Genomic DNA, 25,053 nt, shown 5'->3' with positions numbered 1-25,053 from the left:
ATCAAGAAATGAGCGCTGGTTTATTGACTCAGATCAGTCTATCCAGATAACGCTGGCCATTCGACCCGTAACGCCCTCACGTCGATAGGAGTAGAAAAGCTCCGGTTGACTGGCGGTGCAATAATTACCACCACCAATCTCCGGCACTCCAGCCCGGTTAAGCCGAAGTCTGGCAAGCTGATAGATATCTGCCAGCCACTTACCTTGATTCATTGAAGGAATAAAAGCCTCGACTGAAGCCTCAAGCAGATCACAGAATTGCTCTCTGACCTCCCCACCCACTTCAAAAGCCTGTTGACCGATCGCCGGCCCCATCCAAGCAATTACTGCCGATGGATCAGAAAAAACGCTCAAAGTCTGTTCCAGTACGCCATCAGCCAGACCACGCCAACCGGCGTGCGCTACCGCGACACGAGTACCTTTTAGATCTGTAAAAAATACTGGTAAACAATCCGCCGTCATAACAATACAGGCCTGACCAGTTTCATCGCTCCAGCATGCATCAGCTTGTTCTACTGTACCCGCATCTGATGCCTTGATCACAGTAGTACCATGCACCTGATTCAGCCACTGCGGCTGTTTAAGCAGCCCCAGCTTTTGTACCAGCAGCCTTCTATTCTTAATCACTGCATCCGGAGCATCATCAACATGATCACCCAGATTAAGCCCGGCGTAAGGCCCTAGGCTAGTACCACCCAACCGAGTGGTCGTTACAGCCCGGATATTATCCGCTGCAGACCAATCGGCAGAGATTAGTTTCACTGATCAACTTCGTGATAATCGGCATCTTTTTTCAAGCTATTGACCAAATTTTGTAGATCATCAGGAAGATCAATTTCCCAGGCCATTAACTCACCGGTCACCGGATGAAAGAGCTCTAAACGTTTTGCATGGAGCGCCTGACGAGTAAAGCGCTTTAAACGCCCCTGCAACAGAGGACTAATACCCTTGGGTAAACGGAAACGTCCGCCATATAGCTGATCACCCACCACCGGATAATTAATATAAGACATATGCACCCGAATCTGATGGGTACGTCCGGTTTCCAATTTCAGCCGTATATGGGTATGGGCACGAAATTTATTCAGTACCCGATAATGTGTCACGGCTTCTTTACCCACACCAACAACCGCCATTTTCTGCCGGTTTCGGGAATGCCTTCCCAAAGTTTCATCGACCGTGCCACCACCGGTCATAACACCGTTGACAATCGCTTCATACTCACGCCCCATTGAGCGGTCCTGAAGCTGCGCCACCAATTCAGTCTGCGCCTGTATCGTTTTCGCTATGACCATCAGGCCCGTAGTATCCATATCCAGTCGATGAACGATACCCGCCCGTGGCACCTGAGCAATGTCAGGACAGTAGTGCAACAAGCCGTTGAGCAACGTATCGTCCCAATGACCCGCTGCCGGATGTACAACTAAGTTAGCAGGTTTGTTGATAATCATAATATCATCGTCTTCATAGATGATATCCAACGGCATCTCGATCGCTTTAAACTGGTCGATAACCTCCAGCTCTGCATCGATCACCAACAGCTCACCGCCCATTAGCTTATCCCGCTGTCGCTTCACCTTACCATCTACGGTGACGCAACCATCCTTAATCCAGCCCTGTAGCCGGGATCGGGAGTACTCGGGATAAAGCTCGGCTACGGCCTGATCCAGTCGTTTACCGATAAGATCATCGGATACCGTCGTACTAAGTTGAACCTGCTCAGTCATGATTTATCTAAGTCTCGGAAAAAATGAAGAAAATATCGGCTTTATAGCAAGGAAAACACAGAGATGCTTTGGCTTGCCTTTAGGTTATGTTTAAATAGGCCGAATTAATTTTGCACAGTATACCTGAAACTAACAGTAGCCGCTGTTATCCAAGGGTAAACTCTCACTTACAGCAGGATATATCTTTATGCGCCTGGCAAAGCTGCTTGCAATTGTTTCTATCACTCTGATGGCCTCTGGCTGTTCATGGTTTGGCGGTGATGAAAAAGAAACACCTGATGTTCCCGAACAGGAGCTGTATGACGACGCCCTGGGATTTCTTGAAGGGGAAAACTACCCGCTTGCTATTGAAAAGTTACAGCTACTTGAAGCGCGTTATCCCTTTGGGCGCTTCTCAGATCAGGCTCAACTTGAGTTAATCTTTTCCTATCACAAGAATTTCGAGCCAGAAGCAGCAAGGGCTACTGCGGACCGCTTTATTCGCCTGAATCCAAACCATGCGAATTTAGATTACGCTCTTTACCTGAAAGGCCTGACCTCCTTTGAGCAAGACAGAACCTTCTTCGAAAAGTATCTACCAATCGATGAGACCCAACGTGATCCAGGCAACGCTCTGGAATCATTCCAAAGCTTCCAACAACTGATTTCGCGGTTCCCGAATAGCCAATACGCACCCGATGCGCAGAAGCGGATGACCTATCTGAAAAACCGACTGGCCACTTACGAAGTGCATGTTGCCCGTTATTATGTAAAACGTGAAGCCTGGGTCGCTGCAGCAAACCGAGGCCGCTATGTAGTGGAAAATTTCCAGGAAACCCCTGCGGTCCCCGATGCTCTCTCAGTCATGGTGCTGGCATATTCTGAATTGGGCATGGCGGACCTGGCAGATGATTCACAAGCCGTATTGGATGCTAACTTCCCCGGCTATCAATCCAATATCAGTCTCGCCAAAAAAGAGTCTCTGTTAAGCACCGCCACTTTCGGACTGCTAGGCAGCAACGAAAAAGCACGCCCGGTTGTTAGAACGACTCAGGCAGCACAACCAGAGCAAGAACGTTCTTGGTTTAGCCGACTGACATTCGGCATTTTTGATAGCGAAGACAAAGAACAGAAACAATAAGCGCAGAAGTAAACTACACGTCTGGATTTACGCATCACATTGATACAAGGCGCCCTTCGGCGCCTTTTTTATTATTGAATTTTTAACGCCCTTTATGTGCCAGCAGAAAACCACTTCACAGCCTCTGCAGCTTTCCCTTAGAATAACCAACAGATCAAGCCACAAATCACGAGAGTAGATAATGGACAGAGCTTCAATTGTTGCAGCAATGCAAGTTAAACCCGAGATCAATACCTCAACCGAGATTGAGTGTCGGGTAAACTTTATTAAGACAACTCTACTGGCCAGTGGCTGTAAACATCTTGTGCTTGGTATCAGTGGGGGGGTTGATTCAACGACCTGCGGACGGCTGGCTCAATTGGCAATAGAACAGCTCAATATCGAAGAGAGCACTGATCACTTTCGTTTTATCGCTGTCCGTTTACCCTATAACGCCCAGCAGGACGAGGACGATGCACAGGCCGCAGTTTCTTTTATATCGCCAACTAAATGCGTGACTGCAAACGTTCAGCCCGGTGCCGATGGAGTACATTCGGCAACTCTGGAGGCCTTAAATGTCGCCGGTGTGGATGCTGGCAGCCCTGCACATATCGATTTTTCCAAGGGCAATGTAAAAGCCCGTATCCGCATGACCATTCAATATGAGATCGCCGGTTTACTCGGTGGATTGGTCTTAGGCACCGATCATTCCGCAGAGAACATCACCGGTTTTTATACCAAACATGGTGATGGCGCCTGCGATCTGGCACCACTGTTCGGCCTAAGCAAACGACAGGTTCGGGCAGTGGCTGAAGCCCTGGGCGCACCGGAACAACTCATTCACAAAACTCCCACTGCAGACCTTGAGTGTGATGAACCCCAAAAGACTGATGAAGCCGCACTGGGGCTCAGCTACGATCAGATTGATGACTTTTTAGAAGGCAAGGCCGTCAGCCCAGAAGTGGAAGATAAACTCATAGCTATCTATAAGTGGACTGAACATAAACGCCAACCGATACCGACGATCTACAATTAAAAAAGGCCTCATGAGAGGCCTTTTTTATCTGATGCTCACATCTCATCTAATGTGCGAAACCTGATGAGCTATACCCGCCCTTCCAGTTGATAAGGTGCAGGGGCGATCACCGGTTGACGACTCAGCAACAGATCGGCCAGTAACCGTGTCGATGCAGGCGCCAGGACCAATCCGTTACGATAGTGTCCCGCATTGATATATAGGTTGTCATAACCCGGTACCCCACCGATATAGGGAATTCCTTCAGGAGACCCGGGTCTTAAACCTGCCCAATGATGCTCAATTTCATAGCCTTCCAGGGCTGGACAGATATTAATAGCCGTTTGATAAAGAGACGCCTTCGCTTCTTCCGTCGTTTGTTTATCAAAGCCAACCCGTTCCAGAGTACTCCCCACCAGTATCCGGCCATCATTACGGGGAATCAGATAGCGTCCCTCCATCAACACCACACGATTAATCAAACCTACCGGTGCCTTAAACACCATCATCTGACCTTTAACCGGCTCAACTGGCAACTCAATCCCCAGCGGGGCTAGCAACTCACCACTCCAGGCTCCCGCCGCGAGAATAACTTTATTCCCGGATAGCGTCTGATCAGCCAATCGTACGCCGGTTACCGATCCATCCTTAGCAATGAGACCCTCTACCTTGCTCTGTTCTATCAGGTTGATATTCGCAGTAATCTCCATACTGCGTCGCAGAGAGCGTCCCAAACGAGGATTACGGATACTGGCAACCTCAGGCATCCATAAAGCAGAGTCACAACCTGACGCTAAACCAGGCTCTTTCTGATACAAGAAATCGCTACTAACCCGCTCCATCGGCTTCTGATACTGACGCCCCCAGGCCAAAGCTTCCTCAGCATCCTCAACACCGACCATAAACATGCCTTTTTGGCGAAGCTCAGGATCCAAACCGGTCTCTTCTAATAGCTGTTGAGCCAGATGGATATAACTGGTTTGCGACCAAGTCGCCAGAGCTGTCACTGGATCGGAATAACGCCAGGGATAAAGGGGTGAGACAATACCACCACCGGCCCAGGATGCTTCCTGGGCGCAATTATTCATATCCACCAGGGTAACTTCAGCACCCGACTGCGCCAGCTCTCTGGCCGTCAGCATACCGATAACACCTGCACCAATAATCAGGTAGTCAGACATAGATGAGCCTTATGGTTTGTACAAAGAGGAATGAGTATATAAAAAACGCGCAGAAGACGCGTTTTATTTCATTTAAGCATGATTTATTTCAATAAAACAGCGAGTTACCAACAATCGGGATCTACAGCGTTTTTTTGCCCTGTATGAGTGAGCGTCATATCTCCACAACGATCACCTAACATGCCGTTTTTAGGTCTTGCCCTAATCGTAAATACAGCCCCTGACTGAACTGTTAATGCTAAATCATAAAATTTAGGCGTGCCATCTTTAGGCGCTTCATTGTAGGGTAACGCCGTCCCTGCATCGTCATAGGCACCGTTCTCAGTATACTCTCGTTCCATGTACTGAGCCAAAGAAAGCAGGTTTGCCTGAGCATCAACCCGCCGGCCATCAGCGACACTTTCCTGGTAACTGGGATAAGCAATCGCTGACAAGATTCCGACAATGGCTACTACGATCAGCAGCTCTAACAACGTAAAACCTCGCTCATGTTTCATCTGAGTCATCTAATCTCTCTCCAGCTCTTACGTCCTTCGCTAAACGAACCATTAAACTCAGGACAGCTAATCGTTGCGCTACTGCTGTTGCTCAGACATGCCCAGGTTTTCCCTGCACCAGTGGAAGCGTCAACTCCTTTTACCAGAGACCCATCGCCTAGATTCACAAATCCTCCAGTATCTTTATCGAACATTATTCCAGAACCATCTGTAGATACCGTTATAGGATTACCACTGGCATCTGTCGTAGGAACATCCGCTAAATCATCGGCAGTAAAGGTCCCGTCATCGTTATAATCAAAGGTTGTATTACTGAGGCGAGAACCAGATTCATAATCTAACGCCAAAACCCAGCTACTGCCGCCACCTTTGCAAGGGTCTGAAGACGGAATTTTCGTCGACACAAGCACCTGGCCTATTCTCAGCACAGGCCGAGTATCAATAAGCTCACCCTCTCCCCCTAGCCCACCTCTAGTGGTTGACCATTCGAGATCTAGATACCAACCTTTATCCGAAGACTGAAGGTGATTATTACTTGTTACCCGTATTCCATTACTACCTATTGAACCTTCGAATAGAATCTCTTGCTTCAACAGTTGTGATCGGTCACTGACAACCACACCTGTATCCAACACTCCATAAAGCGTTTGCACTTGAGGGTTGAGACCTACTTCATTATCTCCACTCAGATGATAGCTGCCGGTGCCAAACAGCACCATATGATTTCCTTTGCTATCAAAAGCGGTATTTATTGGCCCGGTTATTGGCTGACGCACAGCTGAGGCATCCTTAGCCACATAAAACGGTAGTGGAGTAGTCCCGCTCAGCAGGGACAATGGGGGCGCCCAATTACTCGAAACAGCCCCTGTAATATCAAACCGCCAAACATTACCAAGGGTATCACCGGCAATGATACGATCTACAATTTTATCCCGGTTAAGATCGATAACTGAAGGTTGCCCTAAACCACCAGTCGTCGGTACAACAATATCTCTTATGATTGAGCCATCAGCTACATTCAAAATCCATATATGCCCCTGAGCCGCACCATGGGAAAAACCACTTGATACAATGACGCCAAACTTTCCATTCGGAAGAGGCGCGATGAATGGCTGCTGTACTAAAGCCCCCATATCCTGATGTGAAAATTCCCAAAGTACATCATCTTTAGTCATATTTTCAGGGTCGCTAACATCTAGCAACGAAACCCCAGCGCCACCACCACCAGGCGTTACAGCAACAACTGTTTTCCACCCTGAAGTGACCCCTATTGGCACATCTGCTGGCGCAAACCAGGCATCAAATGCCCGAGGAACACCATCAACAAAGTATTTATGACCGTAGTCAGGATAAACCAACTCAAACAGGTTACTGAACACACCGGAAGGCACGTAGGCAAATAACTCTTTACCGCCGTTCGTGCCTAACGTTGCATCAAAGGCATGCAACATTCCATCGTTAGCGCCTACTAACAAAATAGGTGGCTTATCAACATAAGTAGTCGATGTACGATAGGTCAGATATGCCGCGCGAGTCGAGACTGAAAACGGGCTACCCAAGCTGCTAAACCCATAATTCTTCTGGGCTACATATTGAGGAGATGAGTTAACGATATCTCCAAGACGACTACCACGCTCCCTGAAAGGATTAGAAGTATTAGTTAATGTTTGCTCAAGGGTGCGACTACCTCTTAAAAAATCCAATCGCTGCTGTGCTACAGCTTCCGTCGTTGGCGTCCCGCTTGCTGGCGTTGTCCGCAGCATCAGTTTCTGTTCTGCAGACAGGTCCGCCCATTTAAAGTCAACACCACTCGCATTAAGGGTAATACCGGTAATAGAATTTTCTGTCGCATAGGTACTAGTGAAAATCTTCCGATTTATCAAATTAGACTCTGCAAGAGCATCCATAACGGTGGCAGCACTCCATGTGTCTGCCGACGCTAATACTCCTGACGAACTAATCCCTCTTGCAACCAGATCGCCAGACCATAGATTTGAGTCCATCAGTGCATTAAACAGTGCTGAGTTTGTACCTAGGCGAGACGTATTCGCAGTTAACGCAGACGCTGCACCTCGAACTGAAGCGGTAATTGATGCAAAGGCGTCCGTTAGACCATCAACCATTTTACGGGCATCACCAGCAGTATAAAAGTTATCAGTTCTTCTATAATCAGCGCCCGACTCATCAGGATTCAACATATCCGTATTGGTATACCACCACCACTCAGGTAACGGCGCAGTTCGCAGATAGGGATCACCTAAGCTCTGTTCATTACACTCGGTTCCTGTAGGAGTATAAGTGGCCGAGGAACAACTAGGATGTTTACGAACCACAAAGCCACCATATTTGGCGGTCAGCCAAAACTGATTGTTTCTTGTGTTTCGAAGATATTGGTTTTCAAGCACATCAACCCAATAAGTTTGTACAGTTTGTGTACCTGCAAAATCAACTGGGCGAATATCCATAGTGTTGGCATCATAAGCGAGACCTGCCATAAATGCAGAGTTGTTTCGGCCAGAATAGCTGGCAGCCCCAGTATCAATGCTAATGCCTTCCAGTGCGGCTATCTTGTTAGTAGCGGTTCTCACATTAACCGTACTGTCAGAGGTTACCTCTGTTGGCTTGGTCGGCTCATCTGTCCCGCTGGTATTTCCTGGAAGGTTTTTGTCTCTATGGGTATTAACATCCCCGATACCTAAGATTACATTCTTCTGACAGGCGTACTGAATGGGATCGTCCCAAGTGCGAATAACAGGAAAACCATCTACCCATTTAGCAATTTCAGTACTTCCAGGAGAAGAGTTATGTGCAGGGGACTTCGTATAATACTCATCGATACTACTTTGATGTTTATAGTAGCGAAGCGCGGTGTAATACAGCTCACTGACGGGATCATAACTTTTGAGCGAATTATTATTCAGCTGGCCGAACTTATTCAAATAGTTCAGCACACCACTGTCAGATATCGTCGTTCCATAATAGGCTGCGGCACCTGATGCATCACTCGTATCAGGGTTGCGAACCATAATTCCAGTCGTCGCATCCCATTCAGCATTAGGATTTGTAACCTCTCCTGCTGTTGGATCCAACTTCATAGGGCCCACAAACTTTTTACGTGCCCGAAGAACGCCCCCATCACGCCTGATATTTGAGTCATTCAGGTAACCAAAAATACTGTACCTGATCTCCTCGGAATAACGCTGAATCAGCCCTTCCGGCTTCCAGTTACTACCATACTGTTTACAGTTTGATTCGACCCCTATACTGGAATCACACACCGCTACTCGTACAGTGGTACCAAATATATCAACCGAAATAGGGTCATAGGCCAGCGTTCCAGATCCTGAATAAGAAACAACCGAAACTTTATCTACGTAATACTCATGGCCCCCGTGAACATATAAGCGACTGAAATTGTTATAACTGGTATCCGTATTACTGGTTACTGTAGCCTGTTGAGTGCCCGCACTGTTGTAAATAGTCAGCTTGAATTTATCGCCCGGTACACTTTCAAACACAAAGCGGTACCACTGATCAGTCAGTCTAGTCCATGAAACATCACTACTGATAGAGCTGGCAGAACCGCCATTTCGCTTTTCAATTTTGAAGTTACTGCCAGAAATACTAAAGCCATAACCGTTAGCACTGTTATCCGACAACGCTAAACGATCAGACGCACCCGATTGAGTTCCAACCGTTGGCCGATAGATCCAGCCTTCAAACACAAAACCGTCGTAATCTACCGCTGCTGAAAGGCTTTTGTAACCACCATCAGGGTCGTTATTGTTAATTTTTTTAAGTGAGTTACCCCCTGACTCAACAGATTCAGTAGAGCTTTGAACAACTGCCCCGCTGGAGTAATCCGTCCAACCTGAGCTAAAGTCCGTATCATTAAGCACAGTACTATATGAAATCGGTCCTGTTAAGTTCATAAAACCATGCCCTGAAGGCAGGGTAAAATGCATCTGATTCCCCAGCCCGCCGATATCAGTCCGAAAGGTAGCTGTGGAGAAGGGTGTCGCATTATTAACAACGGCAGCTCCATTGAGGTAGCGATCATCAAAGCTGTTATTTTGACCGCTATGCCTCGCTTTCTCAATCCAGGTTTCCGTTGTTGTATCTTTAACCCGATAGCCTCCCGTTAATGCCCAGCGAAACGGGTCTATCGTTTGCGTGGTCGCCCAGTTTAAAAAATTACCGCTCCAATAATTACCAGGACATTTATAGTTCGCTGTCGAGGTTACTGGATAAAAATGCCGATCTGGTTCGGCTGCATCATATTGATAGCGATAACATTTTCCCGAATCAAAATAACCTATACTCTCGCTGTCTTCATTATAACTACCAATATTTGCGGCACTTAATACTGTTGGCCACTCGACAGACGGCACTAGTGATAGGTTACCGGGGACATTACCCTGTCCCAAAAACAGCGGAGTTTGTGCAACCGTCGAAGCTATACTTTGCGACGACAAAGAGCTAAACATAACCATAAACGCAGAGACTACCCAACATCGGCGTGTAGATTCAAAGTGTTTCATTGAAAAGTCCCCCATAGCAGAGTAGGCAAACCTATTCTTCCACTACATAAATTGATTCAAGTAAGACATCTGATTGTCCAGAACGCCCATCTGAAGAGGCCGTTACTTTTATGACAGCACCTGAAGGCTCCGCATCAATAGACGTACTCACATAAATATCAGCCATCAGCTCAGCATTCCAAGAAGGCTCAGCATTGCTTGAAAATGAACCTGCATAAGTGCCAGTACTTGGCGTATCAACATCTAAACTATTATTAAAGTAATTAATACTCGCTTGTCGCTCGCCTTCCAGCAATGCAGCCTCCGCCGCATTAAACGCAGAATACCGGTCACGAAGATTCCCAGACATTTTCTCCTGCATTGTGGTCCCCTGCATGGAACTCACGGCGATAAAAGAGAGTATAAGCATGAAGATAAGCGCGATAATTAATACCGCGCCACGCTCTTTATCTTTAGCTGCCATTTTCCGTTCAATCATCATTACAGTCGATTCCTAAGGGCAACAGTCGTCGTAAACTGATGAGAGATATTCTGTTCACCTTCTATGTCCACAGTGACTCTTACCGCTACAACATCATCCCATTCATTAGCGGCGGTAATATCAGCCGCCGTATTGGTATAATCTAAAGCAGGACCCGCGCCAGACACGACTGCATAAACCAAGGTAAGATCGACTACACCCTCAACTAGCTCCTGATCCGCGGCAACACCATTATCATAATTCACACTACGTAATGCTGATGCTGTCGACGTGCCTGAACCGACATAATAAAGCGTACTGGAAAGCGACGAAATTTCCGTACTTCCAGAACCCAAATACGAATGACTCAGTGGTTGAGATAGTACGGTTTCATTTCCAATAGTAACCCCCCCCGTTCCCCGTTGAAGAGTTGAGGAATTAAGAGCCGCTGTGTTTTGAAACAGGTCACAGCCTGCAGCATCAGACAGAAGAAGAATAGCCCCTGGAATTACCCCTCCGGCAATAGGAAAGCTGGCAGCAGTAGAGCCAACATTGGCTGAAAGTGTCGCGTTTACAGTGTCCGCAGCATGCTTAATTAATACAATATCGGTGTTAGCATTATAAGTATTTAAATCAGCCACAAAAAACTCCCCTGCAGCTGCAACCCATCCTTTTATAGGATCATTCAAATCGTATGCATCTGCCTCGTAGTCAGCATCGCCGGTATTGATAACATCTGTCACTTGACCCCAGCAGCTGCCTTTATTTCCTGTATTGCGTAGATCCTCCGCAATAATCTCCAGCGCAAAGCGACCATTTTCCTGAACACGGGAGAGCGCCTCATTACTGCTAAAACTTGCAGAACTACCAATAAAAACGGCCAAAACCCCTCCCACAATAAACAGCCCTAAGACCAGAGCGATCATCAACTCGATTAAACTAAAACCTTTCTGTCGCTGGTTCAGTAATTGGGCAGGCATCAATTAAAACTCCATCCTATAAATAAAATCGATTAAAGCTGCATCATTCACATCATTCTCTGCTCGAATTCTCGCACGATTATCATTCCAACGAATTCTAATAGTTACGACTCGGTTATTCCTCGTGACCAGCCCAACTGCTCCTGTATTTAGTTGCGCAAGAACTCTCGCATCCCATTCAGCACGATCCCCTCCTGCACCATCATCATAATCGCCATTGAGAGCGGACGCCGGGGCAGCCCTCATCCTGTCAGCAAGGTCATAGGCTAGAAAGGTTGCCTGAGACCTATTATAAGAGCCATGATTGCTTTTTAAGGCGACTGTTTGTAGAGCAGCAACCGAAAGCAGCCCTATAGAAATAATTACAACAGCTATCAACACCTCTATCAGCGATGAGCCTCGTTCATTGAAGCATCTTTTTATTGTATGAGTAGACATTATGGGCAATTGACCTCTAGAACAGCCACTCGGCCGCTTCCATTTACACATATGAAACGACTTTCTGCGTTACTTTGAATCTGTATATCTCCATTCGTAGTCGCACGGCCAGAGCTATTAAACACAAATCCATTAGCCGCACCAGAAACAACGATATCCACAGGCTCCCAAACTCTCACTACAGTAACATCGGCCGGAGTTTCTAAATCTGCACCTGTCAGCGTCACCACAACCCAGCCCGTACTCCAATCTGTAGCAAAATCACATGCATCAAAATTAACACTTGCACGGCACACAGCGGTATCATCCCGGGTATCAAGAGCCTCTGAGCGAGCGAGCTGAGTTGCTGAATTTAAACTATGAGTAACAGCTCTAAGCTGAGTTGACTCGGTTATAGAGTTAAAACTAGGGATACCTATCCCAAGTAGAACACCTAGTACAACAAGGGCAATCATTAGCTCTAATAATGAAAAACCCTGAACCTGTTTAAGCTGCTTTCGCAATGGGATGCTCCTCCGTAAATCTAGCTAACAATTATAAGGCCATTAAACGACTCATAGCATCATACAGTCTAGCTGCTCAATAAATAAGCTCCCAGTCTATAGTCCTCAAAAAGAGTATGATAAATTTTTCAAAGAAACTAAACAGCTGTACGAAAGAAGTAAGACTAAATCTAATAAAACCGCTATGTAACTGATTTAAATCTTATTTTGTGATGAATTAAGGAATATATCAGCCTCTTCTAATGCGTCCCATACTGGAAACCACTAAGGCTTTTTCATCTCCTGAGACTTTCACAGTGAAGGTTCCTGTATCCCCTGTCGTTCCTCTAGGACTTAGCTTGATCTTTAGGCGCTTTTTATAATCAACCAACACACCGCTGGGGAATTCATTCTGACGCAACAGAGTATCCTGAAGATAGTCATAACTATTATCGCCATTGAGATCGAGATAACTGAACACCCCTTCACTCCAACTACTGCCACAGCTGCCACTAGCAACATCCAGAGGACAGAGAGTAACGGGTTGCTGGCGGGTAACCGCTTCGTAACGAGCTTGGCTATAACTGTCTTTTAATAGCTGTACGGTGGAATCAAGTTTCTGCGAGCTGACAAAGCCCGCCAATGATGGCACTCCTACCGTCAGCAAGATTGCTAATACACTTAAGGCCACCAACAACTCTATCAGAGTAACGCCTTTTTCTGTGCGACCATCCATAGCCATTGCTCCATCAAACCTATTACCAACATTCAGCCAGTGCTGCGGTACCACCAGCAACCGATTTAGTACCCGACTGGTCTATTCCTAGCTGCCCACATGCATCATTACTCTGCCCACCTATAGGCGCAGCTAGTAAAACAAACCCGCCATTAACAACACCATGAAACCCATAGCGACTATCCATATCACCATTAGTCACGCAGGCAGAAGTAAAGACGGTATCGTTACCAGCGGTATCTAAGATCGGCCCATAACTCAAGTCAGAAGCATACCGACGCTCCATCTGTTGGCTCATATCCAGTAAACAAAGTCGGGCAGATGCTCGCCAGCTTCGCTGTATGTATTGCAAATATGAGGGGTAAGCAAGCGCCGCTAGCAAACCTACGATGGCAACTGCAATCATCAACTCTATTATGGTAAAGCCACCCGACTTAGGTTCAGGTTTTCGTAGCATCAATCACGCTCCAGATAACGCCAGCTTGTACGGCCATTAGAGCCTGGATCTTGCTGCACTTTGTCAGGTGGACTTTTATCCGAGTCAGATTGATCACCGACTGCCACCCGATAATTGAAATCATCGCCAGCAATTATAGTAGCCCCCATTCCATTACCCAGCTTTTCACCTGATGCAGCCACCTCATCACCATGGGTATCGATTACTTTATCCTTGTCATCAAACTGACCATCCCGGTTATTATCAGTGCCGACATAACTCAGCCGACTACCTGAGTATTTATCTAGTATTGTCTCAAAACTCTCCCCACCGGTTTGGCAGGGGTCAGAGGTATAGCGTTTTGTAGCAAAAGTAACGTTAAGGCCTGTAAGTTGTGGCTCAGCCAGCATTCGCTCTCCCGAGGCTATCCAGTTACCCTTGCCATCAGGAGCCTGAAGATCCATAAACCAGCCCGCCTGAACGCTTTGCAATCTGTTATTTGTCGTTAGCCGAAGCTCGCGGGTGACACCGCCAATATCAAAGAAACCTTGCTGATAGACAGACTGCTCTAACAAAGCCGACCGCCCTCCGATAACAGCTGTATTTTTATCCAGAACCCCATAAAAGGTTTGCAGGCTGTCATCTGCTTTATCGGAAAGTTCGAAATCCTTACCCGTACCGAAAAAGAGAAAGTTATGCCCTTTTTTATCTTCAGACACTGCAATACCTGAAGTAATAGGCTGGATATCATCGGTACTACAGGGATTGCTCTGTGTTGAGCTACGACAAGCCTGAAAGAGTTTGTATGCCAGTTTCCACGCAGAGGAATCCGGGCCGCTCAGATCAAATTTCCACACATTGCCATAAAGATCACCCCCGTAAATAACAGTGACCGTTTCCCCGTCATCACTCACCGGTGATAGGGTCGACATACCGTTTGGTCGATCAAGCCCGACCGGAGCCTCATCTATACCAGTATTGGTGGATAATTTAATCATCTGCTGCCCGGTGGCCAGATCAACCAGATAAATAACTGCGTCTCCGCTAGTACTGGCATGCCCATCCGGTTCAGTGTTGTTATAACCGTTACCGAAAGCCACATACCAATGACCATCCTGAAGCTTAACGATCGCAGGCTGAGCATAGCTATAACCCATATCTGCGTCGTTACTATCGGTAAACTCCCAAGCAAAAATCTGATTAGCCGCTGCCTCAGTAAAATGGCCAGGGTCCGTTATATCGAGCACATAGATTCCCTGCCCACCAGCATTCAAACCTCCGGCAAGCATCGTTCGCCAGACATCATCGATCATCGCATCATTCACCATGGGTGAACCATCAACATAGTAATGATGCCCATACTCCTCATCGGCCAGATGTTTAAGTTTGGGCAATAATACCGAAGGGATATAGGCGAGGAGCTCTTTACCGTCTGACGCCCTAAAGCCATGAAGCATGCCATCATTGGCGCCCACATAGACCATCGGCTCGCGGGCTTTGGTGCTTGTTTTAAAAGTCCGATATGAGGCACTGCTATTAAAGCCCCGGGATGCCCCAATATAGATAGGATTAGAATGAATAATATCGCCAAGCACATGACTTCGGACACGAAGACCCGCAATCTCTTCACCACGGATATACCTGACCAACTCGTCAACCGAGGGGTAACCTAATGCTAGCTGCTCAACAGCACTCAACCTATTCGAGCGAAAGGGGAGCGCAGCAGCCCCCCTGTTAGTGATAACCACCCGGGCTGTCTCTGCGGGAATAGATGCCGACGAGCGCCAGACTGGGACAGAGTCAAAGCCAAGGTCACCGGATATTGAATCAATGACAGCACTATAAGCACTCAGTTCCCCAGACCAGCTAGCCGTATTGTAACTAGCCTGGTAGAGGTTGAGTCCTGTGTTTAGATAACCACTGTTCGCGCTCAAACGGGTTTCTGTGAATGATTTTTTACTAATATCAGCAAAGATGCTATTTAACGAGGCAAGCAGTTCAGATTCATTACCCGCTAGAAAATACTCACCATGCCCTTTGGTTGCCGCACTATTCAACATAGGGAAATTAATATCAAAGCCGATCGTGTAAGTGTGCATATTCTGCACGCCATCTTGACTACTCAGGTCTGTTTCCCAGGCAAACTTTGCCAGGTCATCCAGGAAGTATCTAGGGTCTGCGGGTGCGCTTCCCCCATCGAGGGATGAATCATCATCGGACTTATCCCAGTTGGGTAAGTTACGTCCCGCATCAGCGTCATTAATACCAAGGAAATCCCCATCCTCAGTCGGCTGGCCATCTGAAAGCACGATAGTGAAATTTTTCTGGCACTGACTGGTTATCGGAGATTGGTAGTTACTACTGGTATGTGTAAAGTGGCCTCGCATCCCCCTGAAGTAACGAGTAACCTCGTAATGCGCTTCTGCAACCGGGGCATTACCGCCTTCGCTGTAGCCCTGTAATGTTGCTAAAAGATCGGTCTGACTCGTACCACAGGCTTCATCTATCTGCCCACCATCATTTCCATTCAGCCGTGCCAACCCGATTTTCATCCCCTGTCCCGACTTAATCACCGCTTCAGCTGCAGATTTAGCCTGTTCCATCTTTGACGCTCCTCCACTGCCGGGAGCACTCCCCATACTTCCCGAGGTATCCAGCAGAAGCATCACGTTCGGCTCAGCCGTCTCAATGACACCAATGGGAATCTGACTCAGATTATATTCAGCCGCATCTGCCTGCCAGGCTAATAGCGCCGTCAGTAGTAATGCTTTAAACCTCCCTGTTTTACTCATTATCAATACTCAAATCGCTTACGATATTCACTGACGAGAATCACTTCACTGTTACCTGTCACTCCCGTATTTCTACTCAACTGGCGAAACAATCCAGAGCCTGACTCACCTAGATAGGCGCCTTTGACTGTCTTGTTATCCGCATCATACTGCCTGAATTCAAGAGTCACTCGAGACGGCTCATCGACCCTGCCCGGTTTAGCGGCATTAACATCGAACAGGGTGACCAACTGGGCTTTATTCTCCCAGTCACTGACCGAGTCAAGCTGGGCCAGCTTCTCTTTCAGCAAAGAGCTCTTTGAACTATCAAAAACAAACTCTCTGCTAGTTGTATGCCAGTCATCATAGTGAATCAGGTCGGGCATCTCTCCCTGCTCAGATAACCACTTTTCTGAATAGAGCAACGCCGTTTCTGCTGCTTCAAAGGCGACAGTTTCATCCTGCATATTAGCCGCCATCCGCAGCTGCAATACGTTACTCTGCAGAGAGGTAGAGGCCATCAACGCCATAACCAGCAGCAAAATCAGCGCAACCACTAATGTAGCTCCACGTTGAGCATTGCAAAAATACTGAGCTCTAATGGTCATTAGCTGCCCTCCTTCACTACCAGTGCATTTCTAAGTAACGCCGTCGCTGTAAATATCTGATAAAGACGCCGGTCAGATGTATCCACAGCAGCAAAGGGGGCTGCCAGCTGCTGCGTCTTACCTGTAACCCCCGTTGCGGAACTACTCAGTAACAGATAAAAACGGGCACTGATGATGTTATCCTTATCGGCTGCGGACATGCTGGCTAGTTTTTTATAATTATCCACAAGCTTATCGGCGTCAGCGTCGACTCCGTATTCGATTATCAGCTCTGAAACGCCTTCAACCAGGGCATCGCCATTTTTATAAAGTGCGATACGCCCAACACCGGTAGCGCCGATATAGTAAGCAATACCATCAGCCTCCAGACCCGGCAGATAGACTATTTCACTACGTACATTTTTCTGAACAATGATCAAATCAGAGTGGGTTGATTCAAAAGCAGCAACATCATCTGCGGTATTGAACACCCCCTCGATAATCAGATCACCAGAGACTCCGACACCAGTTTGACGCAGGTCTTTTAACAAAGCATGCATAGCAAAGCGCCCACTTTCCTGGACTTCAGACATCGCATCCTGAAGCTGATAAGTCCGCGCTGAAGCCACATAAGCAGTCAGCATTGCAGAGGTCAGTAGCAAACCAATCACAGAAGCAATCATCAATTCGATCAGCGTTAAGCCGGACTGATAGTTGCCAGTAAGGGAGGCAGACCCCATATCCGGTCTCATATCAGGGCTCATATCAGGGCTCATAATAGGTCTATCTCATAGGTATAACTTCCGGTCGGCTTACCACCCTCACCGCCCCAACTGAGCATGATCTGAATGATCTGGTTATTACGGGTTATCACTGCATTACCTAGGGGAAGGCTGGTTTCAATCCAGCCTAACCAGGTATTCAGATCGTTATAGGCCAGTTTCTTTTCAATGGGGGTAGACGCGGGGTTAGCAAAATTAGCGGCGGTGTCATTTTCCGCGAGGCGATAGAAGTCGTTCAATGCAGCTGTCTTATTCAGGCGCATCCGATCAGCCAAATCACCCGCCATCGCTATCGCCTGCGTTTGCAGGTAAGCACTTTGATTCTGTTCTAAACCACGGACCTGCATAATCATCATGCCAGACAGCCCGATAGCCACAAGCACCAGAGTCACCAGCACTTCAATCAGGCTAACACCCTGTTGAGAGGTCTTTTTTGCAGAGGAGTCAAAGCGCGAGAAACGTCGAGAGACCAGCTGATCAGTGACGAACGGAAAATGAGGAGAAAACAAACCCTGTATACACATCACAACATCCTTGTTGTTTTTGTCTATAGAAGCGCCTACGGCGCTCAACAGGTATTATATTAGACAGGACTGTTACTTTTTGCCAAACGTATTCGACACGGTCAGTACCGTAAAATACTGACCTGACTCAATAAAAAGTTTATAAACCGGTTCAGCTACAGAATTACGAGCTTACTCAACTGAGAGTATTTTAACTTCAAACTTAAGGTTTTTACCCGCCAGAGGATGGTTAAAATCGATTGTCACCATCTTATCATCAAACTCAGCAACAACCCCTGGCAACTCACCATCAGAGGCATCGGCAAAAGAGACAACCAAGCCAGATTCCAGCACCATATCACCAAACTGTTTCCGAGGAAGCCGCTGCATATTACTTGGATTAGACATGCCAAAACCCTGCTCAGGCAGAATATCAATCACCGCCTCATCACCGGATTGCATTCCCATCAGGGTTTTCTCAAAGCCTTCCAGCAATTGACCATCGCCTACCGTAAAAGTAGCCGGTTTGCCTTCAAAATTGGAATCAATTACCTGCCCGTCTTCCAGCTTGATAGCAAAGTGCAGCGTTACTTTAGCATCCGAAGTGATTGTCAGTTGTGGCGTATTTTGTGACATAACACAGACCTTTAGTTTGAATTATTCTTAGTATCAGAAAACCATATCATATCGATAATCAGCATAGCTGCACCGATAGTAATCGCCGTATCAGCAAGGTTAAATGCAGGGAAATAATAACCTTTGTAGTGCAACGAAATGAAGTCGATTACATACCCCTGCACTATTCGGTCGTAAAGATTTCCCAGTGCTCCGCCTAATAGCAGAGCCAGCCCTGCACCCAACCAACGTTGGTGACGCGGAGTACGCGCCATCCACACCAGCAATACAATGCTGACGCCTACCGCTATAGCGGCAAAGAACCAGCGCTGCCAGCCTCCCGCTTTAGCCAGAAAGCTAAACGCTGCCCCGGTGTTATGCAACAGAGTCAGATCAAATACGGGCAACTGGGGATGCGCAACACCATAGGGAAGCAGGCTAGTAGCTTGATATTTAGTAAATAGATCCAGTACTAAAACCACTGCCACCAGCCAGAGCCAGCCAAGCGCTGTTCGCTGAATAGTCATACTTCAGACCTTATGCAAAGCTTCGCTGTTCGCCGTCACCGGCAACGTTATCAACGCAACGTTCACAGAGCTCTTCATGCTCAGCACTGCTACCCACATCTTCACGATGGTGCCAACAACGACCACACTTCGCCTGCTCGGTTTTAACAACGTTTACACTCAACCCTTCCAGTTCAGTGGCAACAGCATCAACGGCTTCTGCAATCGGACGTACAGCCGCCTGCGAGGTAATCAGCACGAAACGCAGCTCATCCGCCAGCTTTTCCAGCTGTTCCTGTAAATCAGGCACACAGAACAGAGTCACTTCCGCCTCAAGACTGCCGCCAATATTGCCAGCGTTACGCTGATTTTCCAGCTCTTTGTTTACCGCAGTTTTAACCGCCAGAACCTGCTGCCAGTAATCACGCCCCAGTTCTGCACCATCATCCATCTTAGTCAGGCCGGTATACCAGGTAGCCAGCTGAACGGATTCAGCCCGATCACCCGGAAGCTCATTCCAGATTTCATCGGCAGTAAAGCTAAGTATCGGAGCCACCCAGCGCACCATCGCTTCAACGATATGATACAGAGCGGTCTGACAGGAGCGACGCGCCACTGAATCGGACTTAGCGGTATACTGTCGATCCTTGATGATATCCAGATAGAAACCACCCAGATCCAGCGAACAGAAGTGCGATATTTTCTGATATACCTGCAGCATCTGGTACTGATCATAATGACCTTCCAGTTCATCCTGCAGACAAGCCGCACGATCTACCGCCCAGCGATCCAGCGCGACCATCTCCTCGGGTGCAACCATATCGGTTTCAGGATTAAAGCCTTCGAGATTAGACAGTAAGAAACGTGCAGTATTACGAATACGGCGATACGCGTCGGCGGTACGTTTCAGAATTTCATCAGAAACCGTCATCTCAGAACTGAAGTCAGTCGAAGCCACCCACAAACGCAGGATATCCGCACCATACTTATTCATCACTTCCTGAGGCGAGACAACATTGCCCACAGACTTAGACATCTTCCGGCCATCACCATCGACGGTGAAACCATGGGTCAGCACCTGTTTGTAAGGCGCGCAACCTTTAATAGCTATACTGGTCTTCAGCGAGGACTGGAACCAACCACGATGTTGGTCAGAGCCTTCCAGATACAAGTCCGCAGGGAACTGCAGACCCTCTGTCTGATCAAGTACAGAGTAATGAGTCACACCGGAATCAAACCAGACATCCAGTGTGTCCAGCACTTTCTCGTACTGATCGGCATCATCACCCAACAGCTCGGCAGCATCCAGATCAAACCAGGCATCGATACCCGACTGTTCAACCTTCAACGCCACCTGTTCAATCAGGTTAGCAGTATCCGGGTGCAATTCGGCGGTCGTTTTATTGACAAATAACGCGATAGGTACGCCCCAGGTACGCTGACGGGAAACACACCAGTCAGGGCTCTGCTCGACCATCGACTCGATCCGGTTTTGACCCCAGCCTGGGAACCACTCAACCTGCTTGATCGCTTCCAGCGCATCCTTCTTCAGGCCTTTCTCTTCCATGCTGATAAACCACTGAGGAGTGGCACGGTAGATCAGTGGGGTTTTGGTTCGCCAGCAGTGTGGATAACTGTGGCTGAATTTATTCTTCAGAATCAGACGATCATTGGCTTCCAGCGCAGCAACGATTGCATCTTCAACTTTATAAACATGTTGTCCGGCAAACTCACCGGCGTTTTCAGTAAATACACCATTAGCACCGACCAGATTCAGCGTACCAATGCCATAAGCGCGGCCGACGTTAAAGTCTTCCACGCCGTGATCAGGCGCGGTATGTACCGCACCGGTACCCGCATCAGTTGTCACATGATCACCCAGGATCACCGGCACCTGCTTATCGTAGAACGGGTGGTGTAGTTGCTGATTTTCCAGAGCAGCGCCCTGACAACGACCAACAACCGCATAATCATCGATGCCGTAACGCTGCATCGCATCTTCAACCAATTCTTCAACCACCAACAGCCGCTCACCACCTGCCTGAACCAGTACATAGTCCAGCTCAGCGTTCAGAGAAACAGCCTGGTTAGCAGGCAACGTCCAAGGGGTGGTAGTCCAGATAACCACCGAAGCGTCACCTTCACCGGACAACTCTTCAAAGCAGTTCAGGAAAGCGGTTTGATCCACCGGCGCGAAGCGCACGTCAATCGCCAGGGAAAATTTATCCTGGTATTCAACTTCCGCTTCAGCCAGTGCAGAACCACCGACGACACTCCAGTAAACCGGCTTATAACCTTTAACCAGGTGGCCATTTTCAGCGATACGGCCCAGCGCCCGGATAATATTGGCTTCGGTGTCGAAGTTCATAGTCAGGTATGGATTTTCCCAGTCACCGAGAACACCCAGACGGATAAAGTCTTTCTTCTGACCCTCTACCTGGCGTGCGGCATATGCACGGCATTTCTCACGGAAATCACCGTAAGAGAGCTTAACGCCAGCCTTACCAAACTTCTTCTCAACATTGTGTTCGATCGGCAGACCATGGCAATCCCAACCCGGAACATAAGGGGCATCGAAGCCCGCCAGTGTACGAGACTTAACGATAATATCTTTCAGAATTTTATTAACCGCGTGGCCGATATGAATATCACCGTTCGCATAGGGAGGGCCATCGTGCAAAATAAACTTTTCGCGACCCGCGCCGACTTCACGAATCTTCTGGTACAGATCCATCTTCTGCCACTGTTTCAGCATCTGAGGCTCTTTCTGAGCCAGATTGCCGCGCATCGGGAACTTAGTATTAGGTAAGTTCAGGGTCGGTTTATAATCGGTCATTGTCGTATCGCTTCTGGATCGTCTAATTTGGCCTTATAAGGCGCCTGTCAGAAAATAGTTCCTGACCTGTTTAATATCGTTATCTATCTGTTGCTTCAAGCTATCCAGTCCATCAAACTTTTTCTCTGGACGAATAAAAGCTTTAAATTCCACTGTCAGTAATTGGCCGTACAAATCACTATCAAGGTCAAACAGGTGTGCTTCCAGTACTGGATGCTGGCCATTTACCGTCGGCCGCATTCCTACATTAGCCACACCCTCTGCCGATAGCCCTTTCCCGGTAACCGTTACCGCATAAACACCTTCAAGAGGACAGTGAAATCGGTGCATCCGTACATTGGCAGTAGGTACACCGATCGTCCGGCCTAACTTCTGACCATGCATAACCCGGCCGGTAACACAGTAAGGACGACCCAACAGCGTTTCAGCCAGGGCTAAGTCGTTGTGCTGCAGTGCTGTCCTGATTCGAGTGCTACTAACCCGCTCGCCATCGACATCAAAGGTCTCAGTATTTACCACCCTGAAACCATAACGCTCACCGCTCTGGCGCAGCATGTTGTAGTCTCCGCTTCGATCACAACCAAAGCGGAAATCATCTCCCACCACGAAATGCTGAACCGCCAGGCCTTTTAGCAACAACTCGTCGACAAACTGATCAGCACTCATTGTGCGCAGCCGTTCATTAAAGGTGAGACACAACACTCTGTCGACACCCTGAGCTTTGAGTAAACGCACCTTCTCATCAAAGCGTGTAAGCCGGGGTGGAGCCTGACTACCCGAAAAAAACTCTCTGGGTTGGGGCTCAAAAATAATCACCACCGCTGGCAAACCGAGCTCCTCTCCTTTACGAAGAACTTGTGCCAACACTTGCTGATGACCCAGATGCACACCATCAAAGTTGCCGATCGTTGCAACACAGCCTTTATGCTTGTCACGCAGATTATGCAAACCCCGAATTAACTCCATGTCACCCCAATCTCATCAGCAAATAAAAATAAGCGCGAAATTATACCCCAGTTAGACCAATATTCGCTATCAATCAACGGGGATATAGGCCGATTAATGGCGCAGATCCCGGAGGCGCATCCCCAGCAACAGCAATACCATCAGATAGATCAGCCCTCCACCAGTAACCAGCATCGCCATCTGCGAGATCCGTTGCCACATATCAAACGCCAGCCACTGCTCCGGACTATCTACAAGCAACAACAGAAAACCTATCATCGCAGCGTTCGCAGCTGCCATGCGTAACAACCATTTTAACCAGCCAGGCTGCCAGCTAAACACGCCTTCTTTTATCAACCCACGCAACAACAACCCGGCATTCAAGAAAGCAGCAAGCGTCGTCGCCAGCGCCAGACCCACATGGTCAAGCGGGCCGATCAAGAGCAGGTTCAGCGCCATATTGACGACCATTGCATAAATACCGATCTTGACCGGCGTTTTAGTATCCTGTCGCGAGAAATAACCCGGAGCCAATACTTTAATCAGCATAAAGGCCATTAAGCCACAGGCGTAAGCCCGCAAGCTCATCGCCGCCATCATCACATCCCGGTCAGTCATCTCTCCGTAATGGAACAACGTTGCAATCAGAGGCTCAGCCAACACCAACAGAGCCATCGCGGCAGGCATACCGATAAGTAATACCATGCGCATTGCCCAGTTCAGCGTTCGGGAAAAATGGTCGGTACTTCTCTTCGCATGCTTACGGGATAAGCTCGGCAGGATAACGGTTGCGATGGCGATACCAAAAACACCCAGCGGCAGTTCAGCTAACCGATCTGAATAATAAAGCCAGGAGACACTGCCAGTCTGTAGAAAAGACGCCAGCAAAGTATCCAGCAGCAGATTTATCTGGCTAACCGAGACACCAAATAGCGCAGGGACCATCAATGTCAGGATACGTTTGACGCCCTCATGATCAAAACCCAGTTTTGGCGAGGGCAGCAATTGAAGTCGCCAGAGGAACGGAATCTGAAACAGCAACTGCACTGAACCGGCAATAAGCACACCCAGCGCCAGCGCCATCACGGGCTGATCAAACAGTGGCTGCATCCAGATTGCTGCACCGATCAACGATAGATTCAGCAATACGGGCGTAAACGCAGGTACAGCAAAGCGCTCGTAACTATTCAGAATACTACCGGCAAATGCGGTCAGGGAGATTAGTAACAGATAAGGAAAGGTAAAACGCAGCATCTCAACGGCCAATCCATATCGCAATGGATCGTTTATATAGAAACCGGGCGCAAAAACAGCCGCGAGTACGGGAGCACCCAACACCCCCAGGGCGGTAATAAACATCAACACCAACCCGAGACTACCCGCCACCCTATCAACCAACTCTTTGACAGCAGAAATATCCTTCAGGCTGCGATATTCCGACAACACCGGTACGAACGCTTGGGAAAAGGCCCCTTCGGCAAACAGACGACGCAAGAAGTTAGGAATTTTAAAGGCGACAAAAAAGGCATCGGCACTACTACCTGCACCAAAATAGTTAGCTACCACCACATCACGCACCAGCCCCAGGACTCGTGAAAGCATCGTCATCATGCCAACCAGCGCACTGGAGCGTAACAAACTACGTGACTTTGTAACCTTATGTTCCGACGCTTCAACCCCCTCTTTTTGAGAGCCGTCCGGCTGCGATTCTTTTCTGCTCAATGCCTTACTTTCCTGCCACCCAGATGGTTTGCAGATGATGATACCCATTAAGCTATTAAAATGCTTGTTCAAACCACGCTTAACACCAATAAACCCGGGCGTTATATATTGACTTATTCTCAATTACCTATTGACACTCAGACCGCAAACATGAATAATCTCGCGTCTTAATTTTCGATGCTCAGATGTTTAAC

At 47.9% G+C, this 25,053-nt stretch carries 22 protein-coding genes; 2 read left to right on the top strand and 20 right to left on the bottom strand.

Going from position 1 to position 25,053, the window contains the following annotated elements:
• Positions 1–33 precede the first annotated feature (33 nt).
• On the bottom strand, positions 34–762 hold the full coding sequence (pgeF, locus tag QZZ54_RS16185) for a peptidoglycan editing factor PgeF (RefSeq protein WP_290704222.1): 729 nt from the start codon (positions 760–762) through the stop codon (positions 34–36).
• Entirely contained in the window at positions 759–1,727 is a 969-nt protein-coding gene (gene rluD / locus QZZ54_RS16180; RefSeq protein WP_290704219.1) for a 23S rRNA pseudouridine(1911/1915/1917) synthase RluD, read from the bottom strand. Before rluD ends, pgeF begins: the two co-directional genes overlap by 4 nt.
• Before the next feature lie 187 nt (positions 1,728–1,914).
• On the opposite strand from rluD, the gene QZZ54_RS16175 reads away from it, so the two are divergent.
• Positions 1,915–2,847, top strand: coding sequence for an outer membrane protein assembly factor BamD (locus QZZ54_RS16175; RefSeq protein ID WP_290704216.1), 933 nt, complete (start codon positions 1,915–1,917; stop codon positions 2,845–2,847).
• A 181-nt stretch (positions 2,848–3,028) separates the two neighbouring features.
• Entirely contained in the window at positions 3,029–3,862 is an 834-nt protein-coding gene (gene nadE, locus QZZ54_RS16170; RefSeq protein ID WP_290704213.1) for an ammonia-dependent NAD(+) synthetase, read from the top strand.
• Between the two features lie 68 nt (positions 3,863–3,930).
• Here the strand turns inward: nadE and thiO are convergent, their stop codons facing one another.
• The 18 genes from thiO to murJ all read right to left on the bottom strand — a co-directional run bounded on the left by thiO (position 3,931) and on the right by murJ (position 24,859).
• Positions 3,931–5,022, bottom strand: a complete 1,092-nt coding sequence (gene thiO, locus QZZ54_RS16165) for a glycine oxidase ThiO (protein WP_290704210.1) — start codon at positions 5,020–5,022, stop codon at positions 3,931–3,933.
• Positions 5,023–5,126: 104 nt separating this feature from the next.
• Positions 5,127–5,528: a type IV pilin protein gene (locus QZZ54_RS16160; RefSeq protein ID WP_290704206.1), complete on the bottom strand. Its 402-nt coding sequence runs from the start codon at positions 5,526–5,528 to the stop codon at positions 5,127–5,129.
• The gene (locus QZZ54_RS16155) at positions 5,525–10,060 is read right to left on the bottom strand and encodes a PilC/PilY family type IV pilus protein (RefSeq protein ID WP_290704203.1); all 4,536 of its coding nucleotides are present in this window, start codon (positions 10,058–10,060) and stop codon (positions 5,525–5,527) included. Before QZZ54_RS16155 ends, QZZ54_RS16160 begins: the two co-directional genes overlap by 4 nt.
• A gap of 31 nt (positions 10,061–10,091) precedes the next feature.
• Entirely contained in the window at positions 10,092–10,541 is a 450-nt protein-coding gene (locus QZZ54_RS16150) for a PilX N-terminal domain-containing pilus assembly protein (RefSeq protein ID WP_290704200.1), read from the bottom strand.
• Positions 10,541–11,500 (bottom strand): PilW family protein, encoded by a 960-nt coding sequence (locus tag QZZ54_RS16145; RefSeq protein ID WP_290704197.1) that lies wholly within the window; start codon positions 11,498–11,500, stop codon positions 10,541–10,543. The genes QZZ54_RS16150 and QZZ54_RS16145 overlap by 1 nt, the downstream gene beginning before the upstream one ends.
• Before the next feature lie 3 nt (positions 11,501–11,503).
• Positions 11,504–11,938, bottom strand: coding sequence for a type IV pilus modification protein PilV (pilV, locus tag QZZ54_RS16140; protein ID WP_290704195.1), 435 nt, complete (start codon positions 11,936–11,938; stop codon positions 11,504–11,506).
• Complete coding sequence (locus QZZ54_RS16135) at positions 11,938–12,441, bottom strand: GspH/FimT family pseudopilin (protein WP_290704192.1); 504 nt, start codon at positions 12,439–12,441, stop codon at positions 11,938–11,940. The genes pilV (QZZ54_RS16140) and QZZ54_RS16135 overlap by 1 nt, the downstream gene beginning before the upstream one ends.
• 229 nt (positions 12,442–12,670) lie before the next feature.
• On the bottom strand, positions 12,671–13,156 hold the full coding sequence (locus QZZ54_RS16130; RefSeq protein ID WP_290704189.1) for a GspH/FimT family pseudopilin: 486 nt from the start codon (positions 13,154–13,156) through the stop codon (positions 12,671–12,673).
• A 22-nt stretch (positions 13,157–13,178) separates the two neighbouring features.
• Positions 13,179–13,613, bottom strand: a complete 435-nt coding sequence (locus tag QZZ54_RS16125; protein WP_290704186.1) for a type IV pilin protein — start codon at positions 13,611–13,613, stop codon at positions 13,179–13,181.
• Entirely contained in the window at positions 13,613–16,384 is a 2,772-nt protein-coding gene (locus QZZ54_RS16120; RefSeq protein ID WP_290704183.1) for a PilC/PilY family type IV pilus protein, read from the bottom strand. The genes QZZ54_RS16125 and QZZ54_RS16120 overlap by 1 nt, the downstream gene beginning before the upstream one ends.
• A 2-nt stretch (positions 16,385–16,386) precedes the next feature.
• A complete protein-coding gene (locus QZZ54_RS16115) occupies positions 16,387–16,971 on the bottom strand; it encodes a PilX N-terminal domain-containing pilus assembly protein (RefSeq protein ID WP_290704180.1) in 585 nt (194 codons plus the stop codon).
• Entirely contained in the window at positions 16,971–17,714 is a 744-nt protein-coding gene (locus tag QZZ54_RS16110; protein ID WP_290704177.1) for a PilW family protein, read from the bottom strand. The genes QZZ54_RS16115 and QZZ54_RS16110 overlap by 1 nt, the downstream gene beginning before the upstream one ends.
• An 8-nt stretch (positions 17,715–17,722) precedes the next feature.
• The gene (pilV, locus tag QZZ54_RS16105) at positions 17,723–18,256 is read right to left on the bottom strand and encodes a type IV pilus modification protein PilV (RefSeq protein WP_290704174.1); all 534 of its coding nucleotides are present in this window, start codon (positions 18,254–18,256) and stop codon (positions 17,723–17,725) included.
• A 171-nt stretch (positions 18,257–18,427) separates the two neighbouring features.
• The gene (locus QZZ54_RS16100; RefSeq protein ID WP_290704172.1) at positions 18,428–18,871 is read right to left on the bottom strand and encodes a peptidylprolyl isomerase; all 444 of its coding nucleotides are present in this window, start codon (positions 18,869–18,871) and stop codon (positions 18,428–18,430) included.
• Positions 18,872–18,882: 11 nt separating this feature from the next.
• Positions 18,883–19,377, bottom strand: coding sequence for a signal peptidase II (gene lspA, locus QZZ54_RS16095; protein ID WP_290704170.1), 495 nt, complete (start codon positions 19,375–19,377; stop codon positions 18,883–18,885).
• Between the two features lie 10 nt (positions 19,378–19,387).
• Positions 19,388–22,192, bottom strand: a complete 2,805-nt coding sequence (ileS, locus tag QZZ54_RS16090) for an isoleucine--tRNA ligase (RefSeq protein WP_290704167.1) — start codon at positions 22,190–22,192, stop codon at positions 19,388–19,390.
• 33 nt (positions 22,193–22,225) lie between these two features.
• On the bottom strand, positions 22,226–23,158 hold the full coding sequence (gene ribF, locus QZZ54_RS16085; protein WP_290704165.1) for a bifunctional riboflavin kinase/FAD synthetase: 933 nt from the start codon (positions 23,156–23,158) through the stop codon (positions 22,226–22,228).
• Positions 23,159–23,251: 93 nt separating this feature from the next.
• Positions 23,252–24,859, bottom strand: coding sequence for a murein biosynthesis integral membrane protein MurJ (murJ, locus tag QZZ54_RS16080; RefSeq protein WP_290704162.1), 1,608 nt, complete (start codon positions 24,857–24,859; stop codon positions 23,252–23,254).
• Positions 24,860–25,053 lie beyond the last annotated feature (194 nt).

The organism is Amphritea sp., from assembly GCF_016744155.1.
Taxonomy (GTDB): Bacteria; Pseudomonadota; Gammaproteobacteria; order Pseudomonadales; family Balneatricaceae; genus Amphritea.
The sequence above is the reverse complement of the archived record's forward strand: the minus strand, read 5'-3'. Positions and strand labels throughout refer to the sequence as shown.